The sequence below is a fragment of the Allobosea sp. P5_A5 genome (genome assembly GCF_056400625.1).
The window spans coordinates 22724-43801 of the sequence record NZ_JBFUKY010000014.1 but is presented as its reverse complement, the minus strand read 5'-3'; the positions used below and the strand labels follow the sequence as shown (position 1 = coordinate 43801).

At 62.4% G+C, this 21078-nt stretch carries 20 protein-coding genes and 1 pseudogene; 2 read left to right on the top strand and 19 right to left on the bottom strand.

Annotated elements, in window-relative coordinates; translation table 11 throughout:
* The first annotated feature begins 443 nt into the window (after positions 1-443).
* The gene (gene ligD / locus AC1DR6_RS20840; RefSeq protein WP_476831235.1) at positions 444-1487 is read left to right on the top strand and encodes a non-homologous end-joining DNA ligase; all 1044 of its coding nucleotides are present in this window, start codon (positions 444-446) and stop codon (positions 1485-1487) included.
* 243 nt (positions 1488-1730) lie between these two features.
* Here ligD and AC1DR6_RS20835 read toward each other — a convergent pair whose 3' ends face one another.
* From AC1DR6_RS20835 to AC1DR6_RS20785, 11 genes are all read right to left on the bottom strand, one after another.
* Positions 1731-2336 carry a glutathione S-transferase family protein gene (locus tag AC1DR6_RS20835; RefSeq protein WP_476831234.1) on the bottom strand — a complete coding sequence of 202 codons (606 nt, stop codon included), beginning with the start codon at positions 2334-2336 and terminating at the stop codon, positions 1731-1733.
* A 124-nt stretch (positions 2337-2460) separates the two neighbouring features.
* Positions 2461-3093, bottom strand: a complete 633-nt coding sequence (locus tag AC1DR6_RS20830; protein ID WP_476831233.1) for a dihydrofolate reductase family protein — start codon at positions 3091-3093, stop codon at positions 2461-2463.
* A gap of 67 nt (positions 3094-3160) precedes the next feature.
* Positions 3161-3664 carry an SRPBCC family protein gene (locus tag AC1DR6_RS20825; RefSeq protein ID WP_476831180.1) on the bottom strand — a complete coding sequence of 168 codons (504 nt, stop codon included), beginning with the start codon at positions 3662-3664 and terminating at the stop codon, positions 3161-3163.
* Positions 3657-4001, bottom strand: a complete 345-nt coding sequence (locus AC1DR6_RS20820) for an ArsR/SmtB family transcription factor (protein WP_476831179.1) — start codon at positions 3999-4001, stop codon at positions 3657-3659. The genes AC1DR6_RS20825 and AC1DR6_RS20820 overlap by 8 nt, the downstream gene beginning before the upstream one ends.
* Before the next feature lie 69 nt (positions 4002-4070).
* Complete coding sequence (locus AC1DR6_RS20815; protein ID WP_476831178.1) at positions 4071-4793, bottom strand: fumarylacetoacetate hydrolase family protein; 723 nt, start codon at positions 4791-4793, stop codon at positions 4071-4073.
* On the bottom strand, positions 4708-5205 hold the full coding sequence (locus AC1DR6_RS20810; protein ID WP_476831177.1) for a hypothetical protein: 498 nt from the start codon (positions 5203-5205) through the stop codon (positions 4708-4710). Before AC1DR6_RS20810 ends, AC1DR6_RS20815 begins: the two co-directional genes overlap by 86 nt.
* Positions 5206-5256: 51 nt before the next feature.
* Entirely contained in the window at positions 5257-5772 is a 516-nt protein-coding gene (locus tag AC1DR6_RS20805) for a hypothetical protein (RefSeq protein ID WP_476831176.1), read from the bottom strand.
* A 29-nt stretch (positions 5773-5801) separates the two neighbouring features.
* The gene (locus AC1DR6_RS20800) at positions 5802-8147 is read right to left on the bottom strand and encodes a hypothetical protein (RefSeq protein WP_476831175.1); all 2346 of its coding nucleotides are present in this window, start codon (positions 8145-8147) and stop codon (positions 5802-5804) included.
* 388 nt (positions 8148-8535) lie between these two features.
* Positions 8536-9849, bottom strand: a complete 1314-nt coding sequence (locus AC1DR6_RS20795) for an NHLP bacteriocin system secretion protein (protein ID WP_476831174.1) — start codon at positions 9847-9849, stop codon at positions 8536-8538.
* 11 nt (positions 9850-9860) lie between these two features.
* Positions 9861-12410: an ATP-binding cassette domain-containing protein gene (locus AC1DR6_RS20790; RefSeq protein ID WP_476831173.1), complete on the bottom strand. Its 2550-nt coding sequence runs from the start codon at positions 12408-12410 to the stop codon at positions 9861-9863.
* Positions 12407-14539, bottom strand: coding sequence for a cysteine peptidase family C39 domain-containing protein (locus AC1DR6_RS20785; RefSeq protein ID WP_476831172.1), 2133 nt, complete (start codon positions 14537-14539; stop codon positions 12407-12409). The genes AC1DR6_RS20790 and AC1DR6_RS20785 overlap by 4 nt, the downstream gene beginning before the upstream one ends.
* A gap of 445 nt (positions 14540-14984) precedes the next feature.
* Between AC1DR6_RS20785 and AC1DR6_RS20780 the strand changes: the two genes are divergently transcribed.
* Complete coding sequence (locus AC1DR6_RS20780; RefSeq protein WP_476831171.1) at positions 14985-15605, top strand: hypothetical protein; 621 nt, start codon at positions 14985-14987, stop codon at positions 15603-15605.
* A gap of 17 nt (positions 15606-15622) precedes the next feature.
* Here AC1DR6_RS20780 and AC1DR6_RS20775 read toward each other — a convergent pair whose 3' ends face one another.
* The 8 genes and pseudogenes from AC1DR6_RS20775 to AC1DR6_RS20740 all read right to left on the bottom strand — a co-directional run bounded on the left by AC1DR6_RS20775 (position 15623) and on the right by AC1DR6_RS20740 (position 21052).
* Positions 15623-16075, bottom strand: coding sequence for a Ros/MucR family transcriptional regulator (locus tag AC1DR6_RS20775; RefSeq protein ID WP_476831170.1), 453 nt, complete (start codon positions 16073-16075; stop codon positions 15623-15625).
* A gap of 284 nt (positions 16076-16359) precedes the next feature.
* Complete coding sequence (locus AC1DR6_RS20770; RefSeq protein ID WP_476831169.1) at positions 16360-16986, bottom strand: aldehyde dehydrogenase family protein; 627 nt, start codon at positions 16984-16986, stop codon at positions 16360-16362.
* A gap of 49 nt (positions 16987-17035) precedes the next feature.
* A pseudogene (locus tag AC1DR6_RS20765) lies at positions 17036-17674 on the bottom strand (lyase family protein); the annotation flags it as partial.
* 315 nt (positions 17675-17989) lie between these two features.
* The gene (locus AC1DR6_RS20760; protein ID WP_476831168.1) at positions 17990-18940 is read right to left on the bottom strand and encodes an SDR family oxidoreductase; all 951 of its coding nucleotides are present in this window, start codon (positions 18938-18940) and stop codon (positions 17990-17992) included.
* Positions 18937-19500, bottom strand: a complete 564-nt coding sequence (locus AC1DR6_RS20755; protein WP_476831167.1) for a TetR/AcrR family transcriptional regulator — start codon at positions 19498-19500, stop codon at positions 18937-18939. Before AC1DR6_RS20755 ends, AC1DR6_RS20760 begins: the two co-directional genes overlap by 4 nt.
* Before the next feature lie 67 nt (positions 19501-19567).
* Positions 19568-19975 carry a CopD family protein gene (locus tag AC1DR6_RS20750; protein ID WP_476831166.1) on the bottom strand — a complete coding sequence of 136 codons (408 nt, stop codon included), beginning with the start codon at positions 19973-19975 and terminating at the stop codon, positions 19568-19570.
* Positions 19975-20322 carry a DUF3817 domain-containing protein gene (locus AC1DR6_RS20745; RefSeq protein ID WP_476831165.1) on the bottom strand — a complete coding sequence of 116 codons (348 nt, stop codon included), beginning with the start codon at positions 20320-20322 and terminating at the stop codon, positions 19975-19977. The genes AC1DR6_RS20750 and AC1DR6_RS20745 overlap by 1 nt, the downstream gene beginning before the upstream one ends.
* A gap of 115 nt (positions 20323-20437) precedes the next feature.
* The gene (locus AC1DR6_RS20740) at positions 20438-21052 is read right to left on the bottom strand and encodes a TetR/AcrR family transcriptional regulator (protein ID WP_476831164.1); all 615 of its coding nucleotides are present in this window, start codon (positions 21050-21052) and stop codon (positions 20438-20440) included.
* Positions 21053-21078: the final 26 nt, after the last annotated feature.

Below are 21078 nucleotides of genomic sequence, written 5' to 3'. Positions count from 1 at the left end.
TATGACGTAGGGGCTCACCGCTGTAGTGGATCATAAACGTTAGGCCAACCTCGTAGTAAAAACAGCGTTAGCCCTAGCGGCTGCCCTCGCTTCGGCGGGGCCGGGCTCTGTGCGTTTTAGTGCTGCCAATTGCGAGCCTCGGCGGCCAAGGCGAGCAGACCCTTCCCGATCTCTTCGGCTATCGCCGGGTCGCAGCCCCAGGCAACTGGCTCACGGTCCGAATAGCGAAAGACTACCACGATCTTGCCGTTGCCTTCATGGCGGCCAGCTTCCCAAGCCTTGACCTCAATGACTTCCAGCTTCTTCTTAGGCAAATCAGTCTCCTCCGTTCGCGCAAACATGGCAGAGGTCGATCTCGGCAGGCTACCGCGCCTCTTGAACCGCGACGGAACGATTCAATCTGCTACCCGTTTGCGACTCGTTTTGTTGCGTGGGTTGCGTTCATGTGTGCGCGTCAAGTTTTTAAAGCCGGGCTGGGCGGTGATATCGTTCAGGGGCTGCTCTCCCGGCGGAAGCAAAAGCTTGTTGCGGATCTCTTCACCGATCCGATGCCCGAGCGGGTCGAACCGTGCCTTGCGCTGCTGCGCAGTGAGCCCCCTACCGGCGATGGCTGGGCGTACGAGGTCAAATGGGACGGCTATCGCTTGGCTGTGCATATCCTCGGCAAGCAAGTCCGCATTCTCACGCGCGGCGGACACGATTGGACGAGCCGGTTTCCGACCATTGCCCACGACGTGCTCGAACTCGGGCTCGACAGCGCCATCCTAGACGGCGAAGCGGTGGTGCTCGACGAACGCGGCGCCTCTGACTTCGGGGCGCTTCAGAAAGCGCTGGGCGGGCGCGGCGGAAAGCGCTTCGCCTCGGAGGCCCGGCTCTATGCTTTCGATCTTCTCTACTTCAATGGCCACGACCTGCGGTCGATGCCGCTGACCGATCGACGCGTGATGCTGGCTGATGCTCTCGCCTCGCAACCGCACGGCTCGATCAGCTTCAGCGAGGAGATCGACACCGAGCGGGCGCCCTTCCTCAAGCTGGCGTGCGGATTGGGTCTGGAGGGCATCATCGCAAAGCGTAGATCCGCGCCGTACCAGTCCGGCCGAGGCGGCGACTTGCTCAAGGTCAAATGCGTCCAGTCCGAGAGCTTCGCTATCATTGGCTATGAGCCCTCGGCCGCCGCGCTCGGCGGTGTTGGCCGGCTGCTGCTGGCCGCGCGGAAAGGCGACGGGCTCGCCTATGTCGGTAGTGTCGGGACCGGCTTCTCCCAGGCCAGCGCGGCCGCGCTTCGCAAGCAGATGGATGCCCTCCTTATCGAAAAGCCAGCAGTCGCGACACCAGAGCGAAAGCGCGGGCTTCGCTGGCTCACCCCGGCGCTTATAGCCGCGGTCGCGTTCCGCGCTTGGACCGATGATGGCAACCTACGGCATGCGTCCTACAAAGGCCTGCGGGACGATGCTGACGAGGTGTCAGTTTACAAGCTGCCGAGCTAGGCAGCTCGACGAGCCCGATGTGCATGGATGGCAGGTGCATCCCAACTGGCTGCACGACCCTAAAGAAGCGGGTGCGGTTCTGTTTGATCGATACGCCGATATATTCTGCCCCGGTCTCACTCGGTCCGACATTGCCAACGCAAGCTGCAGTCGCCACATGCAGGCCACAGCATGAACCGAAGACGGACACCCCGCTCGCCAGAGCCGCCGCATTTGCCCTGCCGCCGGCTCTTGATCCAATTTCTACGAGTCGTGAAACGCCCTGACTGCTTTTCGATAGGCGGGACGGTCCTGCATCCGCGCCAAGTGATGAGCCAAGCCGGTCGGGATGTCTTTGCCCAAAGCGCCTTGCCACATGCCCAAGGACGTGGAGATGGCTATGTCGGCTAGAGTCAGCTCATTGCCTACGAGGTAATTCCGATCGCCTAGAATGCTGTTGGCATAGCCGAGGCCATCGGTCACGCGAGATGCTGAAAACGCGTCTGTCCAATTCGACCTCTGGTGGTCGGGCGCGACAAACTTCGTCCCCATCATTGGGTTCATCAGCCCACCCAGTGACGCTTCGCTGGCGACCGTGAGCTGCAACACTTTTGCCATAGTCGCGGGGTCAGTCGGCAATAATGGCGTCGGCCCATAGCGCTCCACCAGATAGAGCATTTGGGCCACGGACTCACCGATTGCTACACCACCTTCGTCCTCCAGAAACGGCAGGGATCCTGGCGGATACTTGGCGCGGAACTCGGACGGTGCAGGAAAGTCGAAGCCTACGGGCTGGTAGGCCAGGCCCATCTCCTCGCATTGCCATGCCACGCGCACCCCGCGGATACCTTGTCGGAAATTGTAGATCATGATCACGACGCTCTCCGTTGGTTTGATGGTTGCGCATGCAGCTGTGAATGCGGACCGCCACATCGCACTGGAGTGCACGGCGACGAACAATCCGGAGATTTCATCGCAACTATGGGGCTACGGCTCAGCGTCTAAGCACCAAGTGGGTTGCAAGCTCGGTCGGAATGACTTCCGTGATGCGGTAGCCAAGACCCGGTAGGTCGATGCCTGCGAATAGGGGCTCGCCGCTTCCGAGGAAGGTTGGCGATAGCGCTAGATGCATTTCGTCAATCGCCCCCGCAAGGAGATATTGGCGAACCGTCGAAACGCCTCCACCGATCTTGACGTCCAGATCGCCGGCAGCGGCTGTTGCCTGCGCTAGCGCAGACTCGATCCCATCGGTGACGAAGTAGAAGGTTGTCCCACCTTCCATTGGGATGGGGTCACGAGCATGGTGGGTGAGGACGAAGGTCGGTGCGTGATAAGGGGGATTCTCGCCCCACCAGCCCTTCCATTCGGGGCCGCCCCAATCATCTCCGGCGGGGCCAAACATATTACGGCCTAAGATGAAGGCGCCGAAGCCTTCCATACCCGCGTCGGCGAAGCGGTCGTCGGTTCCGCCCGCCTGCCCCGTCATCGAACGGAATGCCCTTGTGGGGAAGAACCACTGCATCAACTCCGCCCCCCGTTTGCCGAGCGGGTGCTCTAGGCTCTGGTCAGGGCCGGCACCGAAGCCATCGGCCGAGACGGCAAAGCCTCTTACGCAAACCTTCCCCATTAAACTCTCCAGTACTAAAAAATCAGATGATCTCTCGGACAAAGGATGTTCGAGCTGAATGGCGATCTCATCCGAGGAAATTTTGAAGTCTGTCAAATGTGCTGTTCCAACCCGAGGCGTGGCTTCCGAAGCTTTTGCTCGACAGAAATCCACGTTGACTGAAATGCATCCTGGTATTTCCGCTCGCCAATTCTTCCAGGCGGACGACGACATGCGTCTCTACACCAGGGCCATCTTCGTGACCCGGCGTCTCCCACGCGAATGTAAACTCGAGCCTTTCAGGCGGTTCTACGACAAGATATTGCCCTGACTGCCACAGATCGACGTCTTCGACATTGTCCGACCGGAGACAAGCACGCCAGGAACCACCGACGCGAACATCGGCACTGACCTCGCTCGCCCGATAGAACTCAGGGCCATGCCATTGGATTATAGCGCCCTGTCGCGTCCAAGCGCGCCAGACACGCTCGCGCGGCGCTTGAAAGTCGCGAACGATCACCAAACGCCCCAATTCGTTGGCGTTTTCGATGCCGAGACGCCCCTCGTTGGATCGGGATTTGCCTTCAAGCATCGTTGGAGCCCTCGGCATCCGGCGTTTCGAGATATTGGGCCAAGCGGTCGAAGCTTCCTTCCCAATGGATCCGGCATTTTTCGATCCAGTCCTCGACTTCCGAGAACGCGGCCACCTGAAGCTTCGCAGGCCTTGCTGCCGTCTTGCTGACCTTGCTTCGGCTGACCAAACCAGCGCGCTCCAATATAGCCAGATGCTTCGCAACTGCAGGAACCGTCATCTCGAACGGCTTCGCAAGTTCCGAAAGAGTGTGATCGCCTAATGAAAGGCGAGCCAGCATCGCGCGCCGCGTCGGGTCGGCAAGCGCGGCGAATTTCGCGCTTAAGGTGTCATACATGATAAACCCATCGGTATATATACCGATGGGTTTATCATGGGGTCTGATGTCTTGCAAGCCGAGGGCAACCTACAACCGAGCGCTCGGCGCCGACGCGCGAGCTGTCATGCCGCTTGCCGTCGCTGCATCATCTTCGAGTTTCCTCGGAAGCTGATCACGCTGGCCCTGGTGTCGGCTGAGCAAGGGTCGGCATGCAACGTCTCGACCGCCGTGGATTTCCCCGAGGCCAGCAATGACACGCTGACGCTGATCCGGGCGGCGAAGTGGGGTGTGGTCTGAGCCTGCGGCCAGACGTCGTCCGAGAGCGTCAGAAAAGTCGCGGCTGCGACGCCAGCTTCGGCGCGAGTTCTTGCGCTTCCCCGCGTCACGCCAACTCGCTCTCGGCGCTGAAGCGTAAGTCGACGTCGCGATCTCCCAGTCCAGCTTCGTCGAATTCAGCGGCACGACCGTGTCTTCGTCCGGCCCGCAGATCGCCGAATTAGCCTTGAGGAAGACGATCGGCTCGGGCGGCGTCGGCAGGTTCGATTCAGCCGCGTGCTCGGAATAGTTCGGGCCGATGCAGATGAATTTCGACGTGCCCGCGACCGGGACTCCGTACCGCGGCGAGCCCGCGACCAGCGGCAGGCCGGCGGGGTCGATCGCGGCGAGCTTTGCTAGGCCGCCGCCGACAAGGCAGCGCCCCCGAGGTCGGGCAGGATGCGAGCGCCTAACGCGTGGCTGCGCCGGTCGATGCCTCCTGCCTCCTGATCTCGGCGAGGCCCGCCTCGATCTGCTCGGCGCTATCGGCTCCACGCGCGGCGGCCTCCTCGACCTTCACGTAAGCGGACTTCGCCCAGTCGTCTGGATAATCCGCCACCTGCTCACCGCGGCGTGCCTTCACCTGACGCTCGAGGTCAAGAACGGTGAGGAAAGCCACCAGGCGGGTCTTGCCGCGGCTCAGTGCGTCGTTGAAGTAGCCGATGGTCAGCTTGCGGGTACCGACTTTAAAGAGCTGTTCGAAAAGCTCCGGAGAGGGCCGCTGCTGGCCGCCGCTGGCGGCGTATTCCGCCGCTCCGAGCTTGCCGACCCATTCCGCCTGGGAGTCCGACCAACCTTCCTGGCGTGCTTTTGCGGCGAGAAGACTTTCGAGAGACTGGGCCACGGCCTGAACGCGCAAGATAAGCGATGGAGGTTCGAGGGCCGGCGGTGCATCGTAGATGGGCATCATCATTCTCGTAGAGCCTGGGAGGCTGGGCACCTCCCAGGCGAAGTGGTTTCAGTTGACCGCGGGCGAAGAGAGCCCCCGGATCGTCGCATAGCCGGCCTCGATCTGCTCTTCGCTCGAAGCGCCACCCGAGGCCGCCTGTTCAACGGAGCGGCAGGCCGCCATCAGGATCTCGTCGGGGTAGCTCGGCGCTTCCTCTCCGCGCCGCTCGGCGATCTGTTTTTCCAAATCGATGACCGTCAGGAAAGCCGTGTAGCGATTCTTGCCTTCAGCCAGCGCATTGTCGAAGTAGCCGACCGTCAGCTGCCGCTTTGCCAGCTGATAGGCCTGTTCGAGAGCCTCTGCCCCAGGCAGACCATCGGCGACGGCCTGGAACAGCGGCTCCTTGGCCAACTTGTTCAGCCAGTCGGCCTGCGACTTCGACCAGCCTTCGATCTCGGCGCGCGCCAGGATCTGCTCGCGCGAGGTGTCGTCGAGCTCTTTGGCGGCAGGCTCGATCGCCGACCGGAGCTTCGTCTTCAGCTGCTCCATTTCGGCCGTATTAGGGGTATCGGAACGGTTTGCCATGTGCTTGCCTTTTCACCAGTCCAGAAGGTTCAACCGAAGATGCTGCGAGCGAGAAACCCGCCTGGGGTATAGCTCATGATGCCCTTCGCCTTCGTAAACCAGTTGTCGCTCTTGATGTCAGCGGATGCGTTCTTGGCCGCGTCGGCGAAGTTCGCCTTGCAGTTGAACTTGATGTCGGTTCCGACGCCGAGATAGGCACCCATATCGACCTTCAATTCGAGTGCTCCGTCCTTGTAGCCGACATCGACCTCGGCCTTGACGCCAAGCTTGCCGATATGGACGCCCACGCCGGCCTCGGCATAACCGCCGCTCTCGCCCTTCAGCTTACCCGACGTTTCCGCCCCGACGCCGGCTGACAGCACCGCGCCCATTTTCATCCCACCGCCAACGGCGCCCTTGCTCGGATCGAAGTTGACCACTGCAGAGGCCGTCGCTTCGGCTTTGGCCGTCGCATAAACCTTGGCATCGATCTGGGCGTCGACATTGCCGATCACCTTGGTGGCCGCGGTAGCACCGGCGCTCGCAGTCGCCTCTGCCTTGGCGCTAGCCTGGAGCTTGATACCGTCAAAGCCCAGCGTCGCGCCGGCCTTGGCGCCGGCCGATGCGTCCCCTTGCACGTAGAACTTCAGTTCGGAATCGCCGGCCGACTTGAAGGTGTGGCTGGCTTCGGCATGGGCTGCGACCTTGACGCCGGCTTCCGCGGCAACGCCGGTCCAGCTGACATGGGCGGAGGCATGAGCTTCGGCCGACGCGCCGGCATAGGTCTTCGTCACCTGGCCCGAGCCGTCGTCGTTCTTGGTCTCGGTGATTTTTCCGGCTTCGGCCGTAATCTGGATCTGCGCCTCGGCTCCGGCGCCGGCCAAGCCCGAATAGTAGGCCGTCTGCCCCTCCGCGACGACCTGTCCGACGCGCGTTTCCTTGGTGGAGGCGTCGATATCCACGGTCTTGGGACCGGAGCCGGCCAGAACCGATTTGAGCGGAGGGCCTTCGACATAGGAGTTGTTGGCCTTCGCTGCATTCTTCGCGACGTCGATGCCGACATCGCGAAGCAGCTTTCCGCCAAGATCCTTCCACTGATCCTTGAACAGGTTGTTGACCTGCTCGCGATCGTTCTGGGCGGACTTCTCTGCGGCGCCTTTGGCGCCCTTCCTGGCCTCGTCCTCCTTGGCCTTGGCATGGGCCTCGGCATCGGCGGCCGTCTTGGCCTGAGCGTTCTTGGCGGTCTCGGCCTCCGAAAGGTCTTTCTTCGCCTTGGTTTCGTCGGAGGTCGCGGACTTTACCGACCTCGACGCCGCATCGTGCTCGGCCTTGGCTGCCGTCGAATTCTGGAACACTTTGTATTCTGCGTCCGCCTTGTCGGAAGCCGCCTTGGCAGCCACGAGGTTCTTCTCGGCGGACTGGACCTTCCCCTGCATCTGCTCCTTCTGGGCTTCCAGATAAGCGATCGCGCCGGGGATATTGGCTCTGTGCTCGGCGCCGTTGGTCTCGGACTTTTGCTCTTTCTTCAACCCTTCAATCTTGCCATCGGCCTTTTCATTGAAGGCCTTGGCAGCCTTATTAGCTTCGCTCAGCTTAAGTTCGGCCGCCTTGATCTTCCCCGGCGCAGCGTCGGCGGCGTTCCTTGCAGCTTTGCCCGCCTCGGTCTCGTTGAGTTCAAAGCCATTCTTCTTAAGCGCCTCGTGTACGACCAGGCGAGCCGCAGAGTCCTTATCCTTGGCGGCCTTCTCGGCGTCTTTGGCCTGGCTTACCTTCTCGGAAGCGCTCGTCAGGGATTCGGAAGCCTGTTTGACCTTGCCTTCCACGTCCTTGAGCTTGCCGTGCTCGCCATCAGCGGCGCCGCGGGCTTTCGTGGCCGCATCGTTTTGATGATCGGCGGCACTGCCTAGCTTCGTCTTGTCCCACTCTGCATCCTTGAAAGCGGTCTGGTCAGCACCCGGCTTCGTCAGCATACCGGACTTTTCGGCGGAGGCCGTGATTCCGCCGGCGTTGGCGCCAGTCACGACGTCGCCAGTGTGGGAACGAAGCTCCTTGTTGAGGTCTGCCTCGATCTTTGCCTCGCTTTTGGCCTCGCCGCCCTTGGTTGTCGCAAAAGCCGGACCATCGGCGATGCTCGCCGCAGCGGTGATGGCAAAATCGGTCAGCTTGAGTTGCTTGATGTCGTCCGGTGTCAGCGTCCGGAAATCCTTGCCTCCCGCGGCAGCAAAATCGGCCTTCGTCATGGGGGCTTCTTCACCGGCGGTCATCGCAGCCGCCTTTTCGGCGTCGATATCGTTCTTCTTGGCGACACCGGCGCCACCGATGACGGCGTTGAGGACTTCTATCGGGAGGGGGTCCTTGTCCAAACGAGAGGACGCCGAGGGTTTGGTTGAAGGCATGGCGGGCCGCTTTCGCTGTTCTCATCCGTGGGAGACACGAGATGCTTAGCGGGTCGGCTATTTATCGTCGTTTAAGCTACGTAGTTAATCGAAATATTTTATGACGATAAGAGTTTATTCAATATAGATTGTATGAATTATTTGTTATTAATTTGCGACAACTGAGTTTCGCTGGTTATACGTTGTTATCGAATTGGTGCGGTCGCCGTCGAGAAGCCGGTCTCGCAGCGTTGAAGACCGTGCCGATCACGCGCGAATGGTGCGGTGGATCGCTTGGTCACGGCAGCTTGCGAGGCGCCTCATCCTCGGGCTGATCGAGATGGAGTCCGATGGCCTCATCGAGATGTCTCTACACCTGCGATCGCCTGCGAGCCCCTCCGTTCGAGCCTCAGACAGCGCGCTCTTGCTTATGAGGCCCCCTGAGCATCTCTTTGAGCGCAGGCATAAGCAACTGCAGGACCGGGACCCGCTCGGTCTCAATCTCAGCCTGAAGCAGGGTGCCCGAGGTGATGCGCGTGTCGGGGCCATCCGAGGTCGTCCAGACGAACCCTGTCTTCGTCATAGCCGTGCGGCTCAGCTCAACGGTAACGAGAAAAGGAGGGCCGTCGGCCGTCAGCTTCTGAACGAGACTGTCATTACGCAGCATGTGTCGGAGCTGTTCGGGGCTGGCGGCCACATCCGAAACCTTGATGACGGTCGCTTCGATCGCGCCATAAACGTCCCGGCGTACGGAGGTCGGATCGACGAGAACGCGCATGCCCGGCCGAACCTTCTTGCCGTCCTGTGCCGGGACGAGGACTGCTGCGACCAGGCGCGCGAGCCCAGGTCGCAGGCGTCCGTAGCTCTCGTCGACCGGCAACAAGCTGATGATCGGTGTATCGTAGCGGACGAGGTCGCCCGGCATCATCTTCAGCTCCGAGACGAGGCCGAATTGCGAGCTGTACACGACCGTCTCGTTGCGAAGGCGCTCCTCGACCCGCTCGATCTGCCGCTGGGCTTGGGCACGGCGTGATTCCATCGCCTGGACCTCGCGCTCGTATTGCGATTGCTTTTCGCTGCGATCGGCGATGAGGGCCAGCAGTTCGCTGCGCTTGCTGACGAGCCTCTCACGGGCTTCGGCAAGTTCCGCCCGCACCTGCAGATAGCGCTCGATCGTTGTCGCGCCTTGCTGGCGCATCGTCTCCAGCTTCTCGGCCAGCGGCTCGAGAAGCGCTGCGCGTTGTTCGAGCAGCCGGATTGCCTCCCGTGCACCGCTCTCCTGCTGCTGCCGGACATTCTCCGTCAGACCCGATACGCGGTCCTGCAGCTCCCGAATGCGGGCGATATCTTGCACGGCGGCATCCCGCTCGGACTCCGCAAGCTTGCGCTCGTTTTCAAGGCCCGGTTGCGTGACCTTCGCGATCTCCTGGCCCGGCGCCACCTTGTCGCCGACATCGACCATAATGTCGACGACGCGTCCGTCGTGCGCGGCACTCACGGCGATCTCCAGAACGCCCTTGGAGCTGAGAATGACGCCGCTGCCCTTCACATGAACGGGCACCTGCACGAAGGCTGCCGCGCCAATACCGGCAAAGGTCAGCAGCGCCGCCGTGGCGATGCCGAGGGCATAGCCTGGCGAAACCAGGCGCAGCCCCGCGGCAAGCTGCGTCGGGTTCCTGTAGGCGAGCTCCGCCTCCGGCCGAAAGAGCGAAGTTGTCGTCATGGCGATTGGCCTCAAGCCACCGAGGAAAGGAAGGTCTGGCGCAGCATCACCTCGGCCGCTCGGCCGTCATCGGTGATGCGTCCCTGGTGCATCACGACCACGCGTTCGCTTTTCAGCAGGACGGATGGGCGATGCGACACGAGAATGCGGGTGATGCCGAGCCCGGCGAGGACATCCAGGATCCGATCCTGCGTTGCAGCATCGAGCGTGCTCAAGGTTTCGTCGAGGACAATAATGCGCGGCCGCTGGGCGAGTGCGCGTGCGATCATGATCCGCTGGATCTGGCCCTTGGCCAGAGTGACGCCGCTTTCGCCAACCGGCGTGTTCAGGCCCATCGGCATCGCGCGCAGTTCGGCGGCCAGCCCAGCGAGCTCGGCGAAATGCAAAGTCTGGTCGATATCGATATCGGTGACGCCGCGGATATTGTCCTGAATCGTGCCGGGAAAGAGCTGCGCGCCCTGCATGACAAGCGCGATATGCTTGGCGACCTGCCGGCGATCAAGCGTCGCTAGATCGTGTCCGTCCAGCAGGACATGCCCGCTATGCGGCTTATCCAGCCCGACCAGCATTCGAAGCAGCGTCGATTTGCCCGATCCGGACGGGCCCGTGATGCCCACGAATTCGCCGTCTGCGATTGCCAGGCCGATGTCGTTGAGGATCGTGCGCCCGTTATAGCCGAAATGGATGCCGGACATTTGGATGTCACCGCTCAGCCGCGGCACAGGCTTGTTTAGATTGGCTGGCTCTACATTCTGGTCAAGGAAGGGCTTTGCGAGCTTTGTCATCGGCAGCAGCTTCGCCGCGCCCAGGACGGCATGCGACAGTGTCTTGCCAGCGTGGAGCATGCGCGAAAGCGCCAGCACGAAGACGATCGCCTGGCCCGCTTCGAGACGTCCGGAGGCACTCGCGAAAGCGATGGCGGTAAAGCAGGCGGCAAGCGTCAAGATCTCCCAGCCGCCCTCGTAGATAGCAAGGCGGTTGCCGATGCGGGTCGAGCGCATGATCCGACTCTGGAAGGCGAGAAAATTCTGCCCCCATTGCGTGAAGGCCGCGCGCTCCAGCCGCAGGTTGCGGATCACTGGGACGAGGCGAATCAGGTCGTAGGAAAACGCCAGGACGACCACGTCCATCCGCTCGCCTTCATAGATCGCCTTGAACTGCATCCAGCCGATGAGCGCCGTGCCGACGACCAGCGCGAGAACCAGACCGATGCCGACCAGCCCGGCCATCGGCGAGATGCCGGCAACGAGGATGGCCGCGGTGAGCCCGTTCGCCAACGCCAGAAAGGCGGCCGCCCCAAAGGAGAGGACCGATCGGCGCAGCTTGTCGACCGTTTCCATCTGCGTCGCGAGGATCAGGCTGGTGGAAGCCCTGAGCGTGTCGGGCGGCAGGCGCAGCAGGCGGTCGACCATGGCGGCGTGCAGCATCAGGCTGGCGCGGCCTTGAAACCTCAACTCCAGCAACTGCTGGATGATAGTGAAAACGAGTATCGCCGCCAGCACGGTCAGGAGCACGGCCATGATCTCGCCGAGAAAGACGAGGTCGCCGCTATGCACGCCGATATTCGCGATCTGGGCCGAGAGCAGCGGCTGGAGCATGCCCAGGCCACTGCCGAGGAGGCCGCAGACCGCCATGACCGCCATGTCCCCGCGCAAATCGGCGAGGCCGAACCGGATCAGCGAGGACATCGAGGGCTTGTCCTCGGTCAGCGTTCTGTGCGCCGTGAAGAGCTGCTGCTGCAGCGCGTCCCAGTCCTCGCTCCGCAGCTGGCGGCGGTTCGGCCTGCTTGCGAATTCCTCAATATCCATGCGGCCGAAGCTGCTGCGGGTCAGCAGGACAGGCGCGCCATCACTCTTGAAGCCGAGGATGACATCTTCACCGTTGGGAACACCGTGCCGCTTGTCGATCTGGCGAAGCCGTAACCGGTTCGCCGAACACAAGCGGTCGACGTAGTCTGCGGCGGTGTCCTCGCCGAGCTCGGGGACGACCGGATTGGCGATGCCGGCCCTGATGCCGAACGCTTGGGCTGCCTTGACCAGCCCCGTGGGCGCGACGCCGTCCGGGTTACGGCGGAAACGCCCCTCAAGGAGGCGGCCGAAATCGGCGAGAGTCTCGGAGAAGCGCGCACGATGGGCGTTGTCCTGGGCCTGCCCGCTCTTGTCATACCGTTCGTTGGCTTCGACGATTTCGACCGTAATCCGATCGAGCAAGGTCTCGGAAAGGCGGATGAACGCATCGGGCGACAGCTCTTCGGCCTCCGGGATTGGCATGCGCGATCGTCCCGCGAGCGCCGTCAGCCAGGCCCGCGCGCCCTCCGGGGAGGCGGATGCGATCAGCCTGGCTGAATCTCTCGTCTTCACCAGTAGCGGGGTCGTGGTCTGCGATGCCGGCGGCAGGCAGGTTCCGACGGGGATTGCGGTCAGGAAGCGTGGCGGCGTCGCCTCGTCCAGCCACAGGTAGATGTCGGCTTCGGCGTCGGCGAGCGTCGTGTAGCAATCCGGCAGGGCCCTCAGCTCGCCGGCGGCGAGAGCCCATTCCGAAACATCGCGATTCATGGTCATGACGCCTTCGCCAACTTCATGCGGTCGCCGAGCCGTGCGGTGCGAACCTGAGCCAGGTCCTCCCTGGCCAGCGGGATCAGGCTGTGGTCGTGGATCGCCCAGATGCGATCGACGTGGTTGAGGACGCTGGCCCGGTTCGTGATCAGGACGAGCGTGACGCCGCGCCGCCTGAGATTGTCGAGAAGCCGGGCTTCAGTCGCCTCGTCGATCCCGCTCGTGGCGTCGTCGAGAACCATGATCCGGGGATTCTGGATGAGCGCACGCGCGATGGCCAGACGCTGCCGCTCTCCGCCAGAGAAATCCTGGCCTCCTTCAGCGATGCGGCCTTCCAGGCCGCCGGGACGGGCCCCGACGACATCCGCGATCTCGGCATCCCGAAGCGCCGCCGCGATGGCGCCAGGCTGAACCTGGTGATCCCAAACCGTCAGGGCCGCCTTCAGCGTGCCGCCGGGAAAAAAAGGATCCTGATCGATCAGCGCGATGCCGCAGACCGCTTCCGGCGGCCTATCTCCTGCGGTGGTTCCGGCAGAGACGGCGCCGCTCGACGGTGTTGTCAGTCCCGCCAGCAGCCGCGCCATCGTGCTCTTGCCGGAGCCGGATGGGCCGGAGATCGCGACGCACTCATGAGCAGCGATCGAGAGACTGACGGTGTCGAACAGGCGGCAGGAGGCAGAGTGCTCGAAGGAGAGCTCGCGGCAGGCGAGCCGTCCGTCACTAAGCGGTCGCACCGCTTCGTTCGGCTCGTCCGGCGCCTGCCTGTCGAGCAGGTCTCCAAGCCGGTCCAGCGCGCTGTTGGCTTGTCCGAGCGCATTTCCGGCGCCAGCCAGCACGCCGAGCGCTCCGGCGAAAAGCTCGGCCAGCATGAGCATCGCCATGAGGACGCCCAGCGTCATGTCCGTCATGATAACCTGGAGGGCGCCGACGCCGAGAACAGCCAGCGAAACGAATTGCGTGTTCGCATGCGTGAACGCGCCGACGATGCGGAGCAGCCCACCGGCTTGCTGCTCGGCGTTGAGGTGGCGGATATGTGCATTCATGATGCGGCCGAACAAAATCGCCTCCGATCCCGTTGCGCGCGCCTGCTCGAGCAGCGCGACGCTCTTGATCGTGACGGCATGCGCCTCGCTGCCGGTCATCTGCGTCAGGTTTGCGCCCTCCCGGATGCGGCGCTGGCTCGCCGCGAAAAGGACGAGATTGAGCGCCGAACAGGCGAGCACGACGCTGGCCAGAAGAGGGCTGTAGACGATCATGACGGCCGAATAGGTGACCAATGCCACGAGGTTGACCGCGGCGTTGGCCATCGGTCCCGAGATGATGCCTGAGAGCTGGGCCGGCAGGCCTGCGCGAGCGGCGACTTCGGCGGCGCTTCGGACGGCAAAGAATTCTGTCGGCGTGTGCAGCAGCCGCCAGACAAACTGCGCCGACAGCACGCCGGTCAGCTTGGTTTGAAGGCGAAGCAGACCCTGCATGTAGAGTGCGCCGAGCAAGGTGCGCATCATGCCGATGATCAGCATGCCGCCGAGCAGCGGGACAAGCCAGTCGCCATAGCCCTGGACGAGGTAGTCGTCGACGAAAATGCGAGTGAGCCCTGGGATCTGCACCCCGAGCATGACCGTGACGACGCTCGTAACCAGGATGGCGGCCAAGCCCGCGAACGATCCCCTCAACATGCCGGGCAGGCGCTTGGCGAAGCCGAGCGGCGGTCGCGTTCGCGCGAAGCCGCTGCCTGGGGCGAAGGAGAGCGTGATGCCCGTGAAGCCCCTGTCGAATTCTGTCGATGTCAGGCGGCGTCTGCCGATCGCGGGATCGACGATGACGAAACCGTCGCGGTCGATCTTTTCCAGGACGACGAAATGGTCGAAATTCCAAAACAGAACCTGCGGGAGAGGCAGGTCACCAAGGCTCTCAGGCTCGCGTCTAAATGCATCGCCGACTAATCCAAAGACTTTCCCCGCCTCCAGCAGAGCCGCCGCCGATGTGCCATCTCGCGAAGTACCGCACGAGTCTCTCACCGTATCGAGCTTCTCATGGCGCCCAAAGGAGGCCATGACCATGGCGAGGCACGCCACACCGCATTCGGTGATCTCCATCTGTAGAACGACGGGAACGCGTCTTGATCGAAGGAACATCGCGAAGTCCTCGCCACGTACAGGACAGAGCTGGCGACGAAGGGGCCGTCATACCCTGACGGTCCATATAACGGTTGGATCGTGAATCGAGCGCTAACGGCTCGGAGCCGAGTTGGCGCTAGGTAACCCTATACGAGGCGGCAATCTGCGCTAGTGAACCGGAAGCGAACTGCTCACGTCGTTAAAGTCATCAGACCGAAGCTGCTCGCGCAATCTCGACCAACTGCCCGGCCTATCGCCAGGCATCTGATTCCACCCGCAGCACAGCATGACTACCAAGAGCATGAAGGTTCCGGCCAGCGTGAAAGAGCAGTTCAAACGCATTCCTCATCTTCTCGATCGGGGCCGAGGGTATCTCGTCGTTGGCTAATCCAATGAAACTGTCTTTGGAACGGCGGCGGTCTAGCGACGTTGCCGTCATGAATCCGCCCTGCGAAGCCCAGCTATGCCCAAGAAGGATATTGCGACAGCAATCGTTTACCTCCGACACGAATGGCCGCTGCCATCATCGGTGACGCTGGGTTCTGCCGTCAGAGCGAAGGGCATCGAGCGAGAGCTTCGCAGAAAGCTCGTTTGGGCGCATCGCAAGCAAATCACTGTCGAGGCTGGCCGTATCGTTCTCTCGATGCCGGAGGCCGATGCAGATGCATTTGACGCAAATTGCACGCGCGTGGAGCAGCTACTGGCCAGCCTATCAGAGCTGCCCCTTCTGCCGAGCGAGATCGAAGATATTCTCTCGATCTCTGCGCGAGAGCGTCACAAATGGCTTGCTGACGGGCGATTGCAGAGCGCGGGCACTCGAACCGTCAAGCTGCGTGGCCGCGCCAAAAAGGTCACCTTCCACGTCTTTGATCCCCGGCACGTCGAGGACCTATTGGATTCCGACTTCCCAGAGTTGTGGCGGGAAGAGGATGCGCAGACTGCAGCGGAAAATCGTAAGCGGGCAGCCGGAAAGGCTGCAATCCAGCGCGCCGCTGCACGGAAGGCTGCATCGGATGATGCAGCGGCGAAAAGCGATGCCCTGGAGGGCTGGGAAGCGTTCGAGGCCGAAGGCTTCCTGCGCTGAAGCATCGCCTTAACCCGTCAGCTTGACTTCGTAGCCCGAGGAGCCCGCTTAGCCTGTGTGACCGTTGCAGGCTTCCTACGCTGATTGCCTAGGCCCATCTTCTTGGCGAGTTGCGAGCGGGCTTCGGCGTATGCCGGTGCGACCATCGGGTAATCGGCAGGCAGGCCCCACTTCGAGCGGTAGGCCTCCGGGCTCATGTCGTAGGCCGTGCGCAGATGTCGCTTCAGCGATTTAAACTTCTTGCCGTCCTCCAGGCAGATCAGGAAATCAGGCGTAATCGACTTCCTGACCGAGACCGCCGGCGCCTTGTCCTCGACAATCGGCTCGGGCTGCTTGCCGAGACTGGTCAGCGCGGCGTGAGTGCTCGCGATCAAACCCGCCAGCTCGGCAGTCGGAACCCGGTTGTGAGCAACATAGGCTGAGACAATCCCGGCCACGAGATCGACGACTGCTTCGTTTTCGTCTGACATGTGATCTGGCCCTGTCGGATCGGCGTTTAAGAATATTGAAAAAATATCAAGCAGGAGGCGAGTGCGTGTGTTGAGTGGCACTGCGCTGAAACGTCTGTTTGAATGCCGATAGCAGAACTTAGGAAATGCACACAAGACAAACCATTGCGCCTCACGTGGCCCGTTAAGCCTCCTGCATCGTTTGGCGACGACGTCCCAGCCTACCGTGACGCGCCGATCCGGCATTGTTCTATGCCGCTTACTCTGGCCGTTTTACCGAATGAGGGCGCCGACTTAACCTTTGTTTAGGGCGCCAAGCTCAGCCGAGGGAAAATGCATCCCAGCATGGAGGGAAGCACGATGCGAACGAGTTCGCTCGCTGAACCCGCTGATCTTGATCGAGCCCAGGCGGCACTGGATACGGCTTGGGCCAACTTCCAGGTCGCGAGCATCAACGGCGAGTTCCAAGGGGTGATCGCCGCGACTACTCCAACGGGCTCGTGTGTCGTGTAAGTGAACATGTCGGGGTTATCGATGGGCAGAACCGTCCCCTCGATCTTGTCGGCCAGGCCGCCGAAATAGTGGAACCACTGCGGGATGCAGCCGAGCTGTCCGCGCATCTCTGCATAGAGCTTGCCGTTATCCTGGATCTCAATCGCTGCCAGGTGATCGGCGTCGCGCGCAATCAGGTCGCCGAAGCGGCCCCGGATGGCGCCGCGCTGCGTCGGATGCATGCGTCCCCACTCACCGCTGTCCAGCGCTCTGCGAGCCGCACTCACGGCAGTGTCGACGTCGCGCTCATCGCAGCGAGGGATGCGAACCCGCGGCTTGGCCAGGAACGGGTCTACCAAATCGAGATAGGCGCCGGACCCGGGCGGGAGCCAGCGACCGATGAAGCACAGGTAATCCTTGACGGCGTCGATTCTGGCCATTGTCAGCAGCTTTCAGGCGGAAAGGATTCCCAGGGATGGGCGGCACGGCTCAGTCGTTGGCCGGTTCCATCCGGGCCGAGCGCGCAAGCACCCGGTCTACCATTTGCGGGGCGAGGCCGCGATAGTTGGCAGGCTATGTCAGGCGCTCAATGGTAGCGCGGTCGATCCTTCCCGCGAGATGGGGATCGGCGGCTAGTGCATCCGCCAGGGAACCGCCTTGTTCGTTCGCTACCCGGCACGCGTCGTAGACGATGTCGTGAGCTTCCTATCGGCCGACATAGGGTGGAAGCTCCATCATCACGGCCTCGGCAACGATGAGGCCGCCGGTCATGTCGAGGTTTCGGGACATCCGATCCTCGTCGACGACAAGGCCACCGAGTGCAAATTTGGCTTGGTGAAAGTCGCCGGCGGCCAGCACGAAGCTCTCCGGGATGGCGAGCTATTCGGCATGCCACGGGCCGGTCGCCCGCTCGAAATTCTGGATCATGGCGTCCAGTATAAGGCCCGCCTGCTGGCGGACGCCTTTTGCCGCGGAAAGCATCAGCTCCGACGAGATCGGATTGCGCTTCTGCGGCATGGTCGACGACGCGCCTCATCCCTTCACGAACGGCTCGTAGACCTCTCCGAATTCGGTCGAGGCCATGATCATCATGTCGGTCGCGATCTTGCCGAACGAAGCAGTCACGAGCCCTCGCTGAGGTCCGTCAGGAGGTCGAGGGTATCGTTATGGATCGAATGATGGCCGACAGGCTTGGCTTAAACCAGGGTTCAGCCGGCGTCGCATAATGCGCAAATATTTCGATGGTGCCGGAGCTTGTTTTGAAGCGTCGTTCTCGGTGCATCCTGCGGATCGTTTCACCCTCTCCATGAGGCTTCGGCGGTCGCCGACTTGAGACGTCGTGGCGGCACATGCTGGTCACCTCCGATAAAGTTCGTCAGATGTCCCGCGACCTCGAATTGCGGGGTTACGCCGGCAGGCGCACTGTACACCGCGACCGACGGATCAAATCGCTGAGGGCTTGCTTTGACTGGGCCCCATATGGCTATGGCGCGGGGGCACGGCGTCAGGCATCGCCAGGCCTGATCGGCTGCCGCCCGTCGCATAGGGCCGCAAGGCGGCTGCGAAGATGCGGTCGAGCAGGCGATCGGGCAGGAGCAATAACAGAGGCAGCAACCCGGCCTGTCGGCCGATTGCGTATCGCGTGCGGGGCTTTGCGGTGGTGATCGCCGTCGCGAGCGTTCGCGCGGCAGTCTCGGCGGAAAGGCCCCGATCGGTTTCGAATTCGGTCTGAGCGGTGACGGCTTGCACCAGCTCGCCGTATCGCTGGCGTTGTTCGGCGGTCATCGTCGATGCCACGTCATGGGCCGTCGCGATCGCCCGACCGGCGATCTTCGTTTTTACCGCCCCCGGCTCGATGACGACAACGTGGACACCCAAAGGTGCGACTTCCCGGCGAAGTGCATCGCTGAGCGCTTCGAGGGCGAATTTCGTGCCGGCATAAGGACCATATGTGGCCATAGCGAACCGGCCGCCCACCGAGCTGACGTTGATGACACGACCTTTGCTGCGGATCAGCGCCGGCAAGAGCGCCTGGGTGACGGCGACATGTCCGAAGAAGTTGACCTCGAACAGGCGTCGCCAGGCGTCGAGTGCGAAGACCTCAACCGGCGCGTTGACCCCGATGCCGGCGTTGTTCACCAGCGCCCTTATGCTCCGGCCCCGAGGGTCGTTATGAACTCGATCCGCAAGCGCGCGAACGTGATCCGGATCGGTTATGTCGAGGATCAGCGGCTCGATCCCCGCGCTTCGGATGGCGTCGGCGTCATCTTCGCGGCGAACGCCTGCGAGGACGTGATATCCAAGCCGGGCCATTTCGCGAGCCGTGGCCGCTCCGATCCCACTGGAGGCCCCGGTGATGACGACCAGCTCCTGTGTATTCGTCGATTCTGTCATGACGGCGCTCCTTCGAACGATCCGGAGGCGAAGCGGGAAGCGAGCAGGCGCGTCCGTTGCTCGAGAACCTCGGGTTTGGGTTGGTCTGAAAGAAGCCCATCCAGCGCCAACAGGAAGACTTCGGCGCTTGCGTCGTCGCCCAGGATCGCGACGAGACATGTATGGATGACGGTGCGGTAGAGCGCCTCGCTGTCGGGGTCGATCCGCCCACACGTATCCAGGAAATCGTGGCCCATCGCCGTGCCGGCCATCTCAGACCAAGGTTCGATGACCAGCATCCGGCACACGTCGATCAAGCGGTCATAGGCGCTGCCGGTGCCGACTGCCGCGTGCTGCGCGGAATCGCGCCGCGACAGCAGCCAGTCCATGAAAACGGCCTGGAAGATCTCCTCCTTGTCGCGAAACGCGCGATACAGGAGCGTTCGCGAGAGGTGAGCTCGCTTTGCGATGTCGTTGAATGTCGTCTTGGCGAAGCCGAAATTCAAAAAGCACCAGCGTGCTGACGCGACGATCTTCGCGCGCCGAGCAGCAATTTCCTCATCATGAATCGGGGGCACCATATTGCCATAGTGACAAAAGTTACGAATTTTGTCAACATGTCTCAGCGACGTACGATTGTTGCAGTGGCTAGAACGGTTTGGCGGTCGCGAGCAACGCGATGGCGGCAACCGAGATGGCGATAAGGCCCGGGATGAAGAACGGGCTGCCGCTGGCATCTATCTGATCGCCTCGCCGCAATCGCCTTAGACGCCCCGATTGGATGCCGTGGAGTCCGCTGAGAGCCACCACGAAGGCGAGCTTTGCCCATAGCCAATGATCGGAGAACCACGCGCCGCCAGCCGCCACCAGGGCGCCGGTAAGCCACACAGCGAGCATCGCCGGCAAGGTGATGCGCTGATCCCAGCGGGACACGAGGTCGACCGTCCCCGATGCCCCGCGTGCGCCGGCAGTGACGCCAATCGCCTGCACGAAGAGCCCCCCGATGAAGATCAGGGCGGCGCAGACATGCAGCGCCTTGAGCCAGAGATAATCCATCAATTCCGTCTGGTGCGGGCAGCGGCGGCTGCCTCTTTGCGCCGCAGGAGGCCAGCATTTGCGAAGCCGCCAAAGGGGATGAAGGCGCCGGCGATCAACCGCGTCAGCTCGCGCCGCGTCCAATCTCCGCCGCCGCTCGCCGTGGCGATCACGCACCACGCATAAGCGACGAACGCCGCCCCATGCACCGGACCCATGAGCCGCGTCGCGATCTCGCAGCCCATGGCGTGCTTGAGCGGCACCGCGACAAGCAAAAGCGTCAGGAGCGTCGTCGCCTCTATGAAGGCGACAAAGCGCAGCCTGCGGAGCAGCGTAAGGTCTTCATCAGCCTCGATGGACGTCTCCATGGGTCAGTTCCGTCCGTTAGAGGTCGGCAGCATCGACGCGGCGCGTTTGGCATGTCGATCGCGCAAGGATGCGGGCCCGCGCGCCCGCAAAGAGGGTCGAAAGCATCTGCTGTCGCTACGCCGACGGATGCGCGGACGCGCACGGGGGCCGATGCCTTTGGACGAGGCCACTGAATGCGGCCTTGGCCCGGACACCCGCGCCCGCATCCCGAAGGAAGCGGCTCGATACGTGATGGCTGAGATAGATCCCGTAGAGTTCCCAGACGAACTGGTTGATGTCCGTGTCGGCGGCGAGGTGCCCCAGGAATCTCGCCTCCCGAACGAACATGCTGAGTTGTTCGCGCCAGTGCGCTTCGATCGTGGCGGCATGATCGCGAACATCGCTGTCGATGTCGTCCAGCTCGAACATGGCACCTGCCACCGGGCAACCGCCGCTGAGGCCGGCTCGACTTGCCCATCCGAACCACAGGTCCACCACCGCCTCGAGACGGGGCAGGCCTTCCGCTGCCAGCATGGCCGGCTCCACGATGACGCGATCGCCGAGCTGAGCCATCACGTCGAGAAGATCGATCTGGAGCTGCTCTTTCGATCGGAAATGCGCGAACAGCCCGCTTTTGGACAGGCCCGATGCGCTGGCAAGCTGGCCGATCGTCACGCCCGCGAGTCCGTGGACACTCGTCTGGTCCAGCCCGATGCGCAACAATCGCTCCTTGGTTTCGCTGCCCTTCATGCAAAAATATTACGACCGATCGTGCT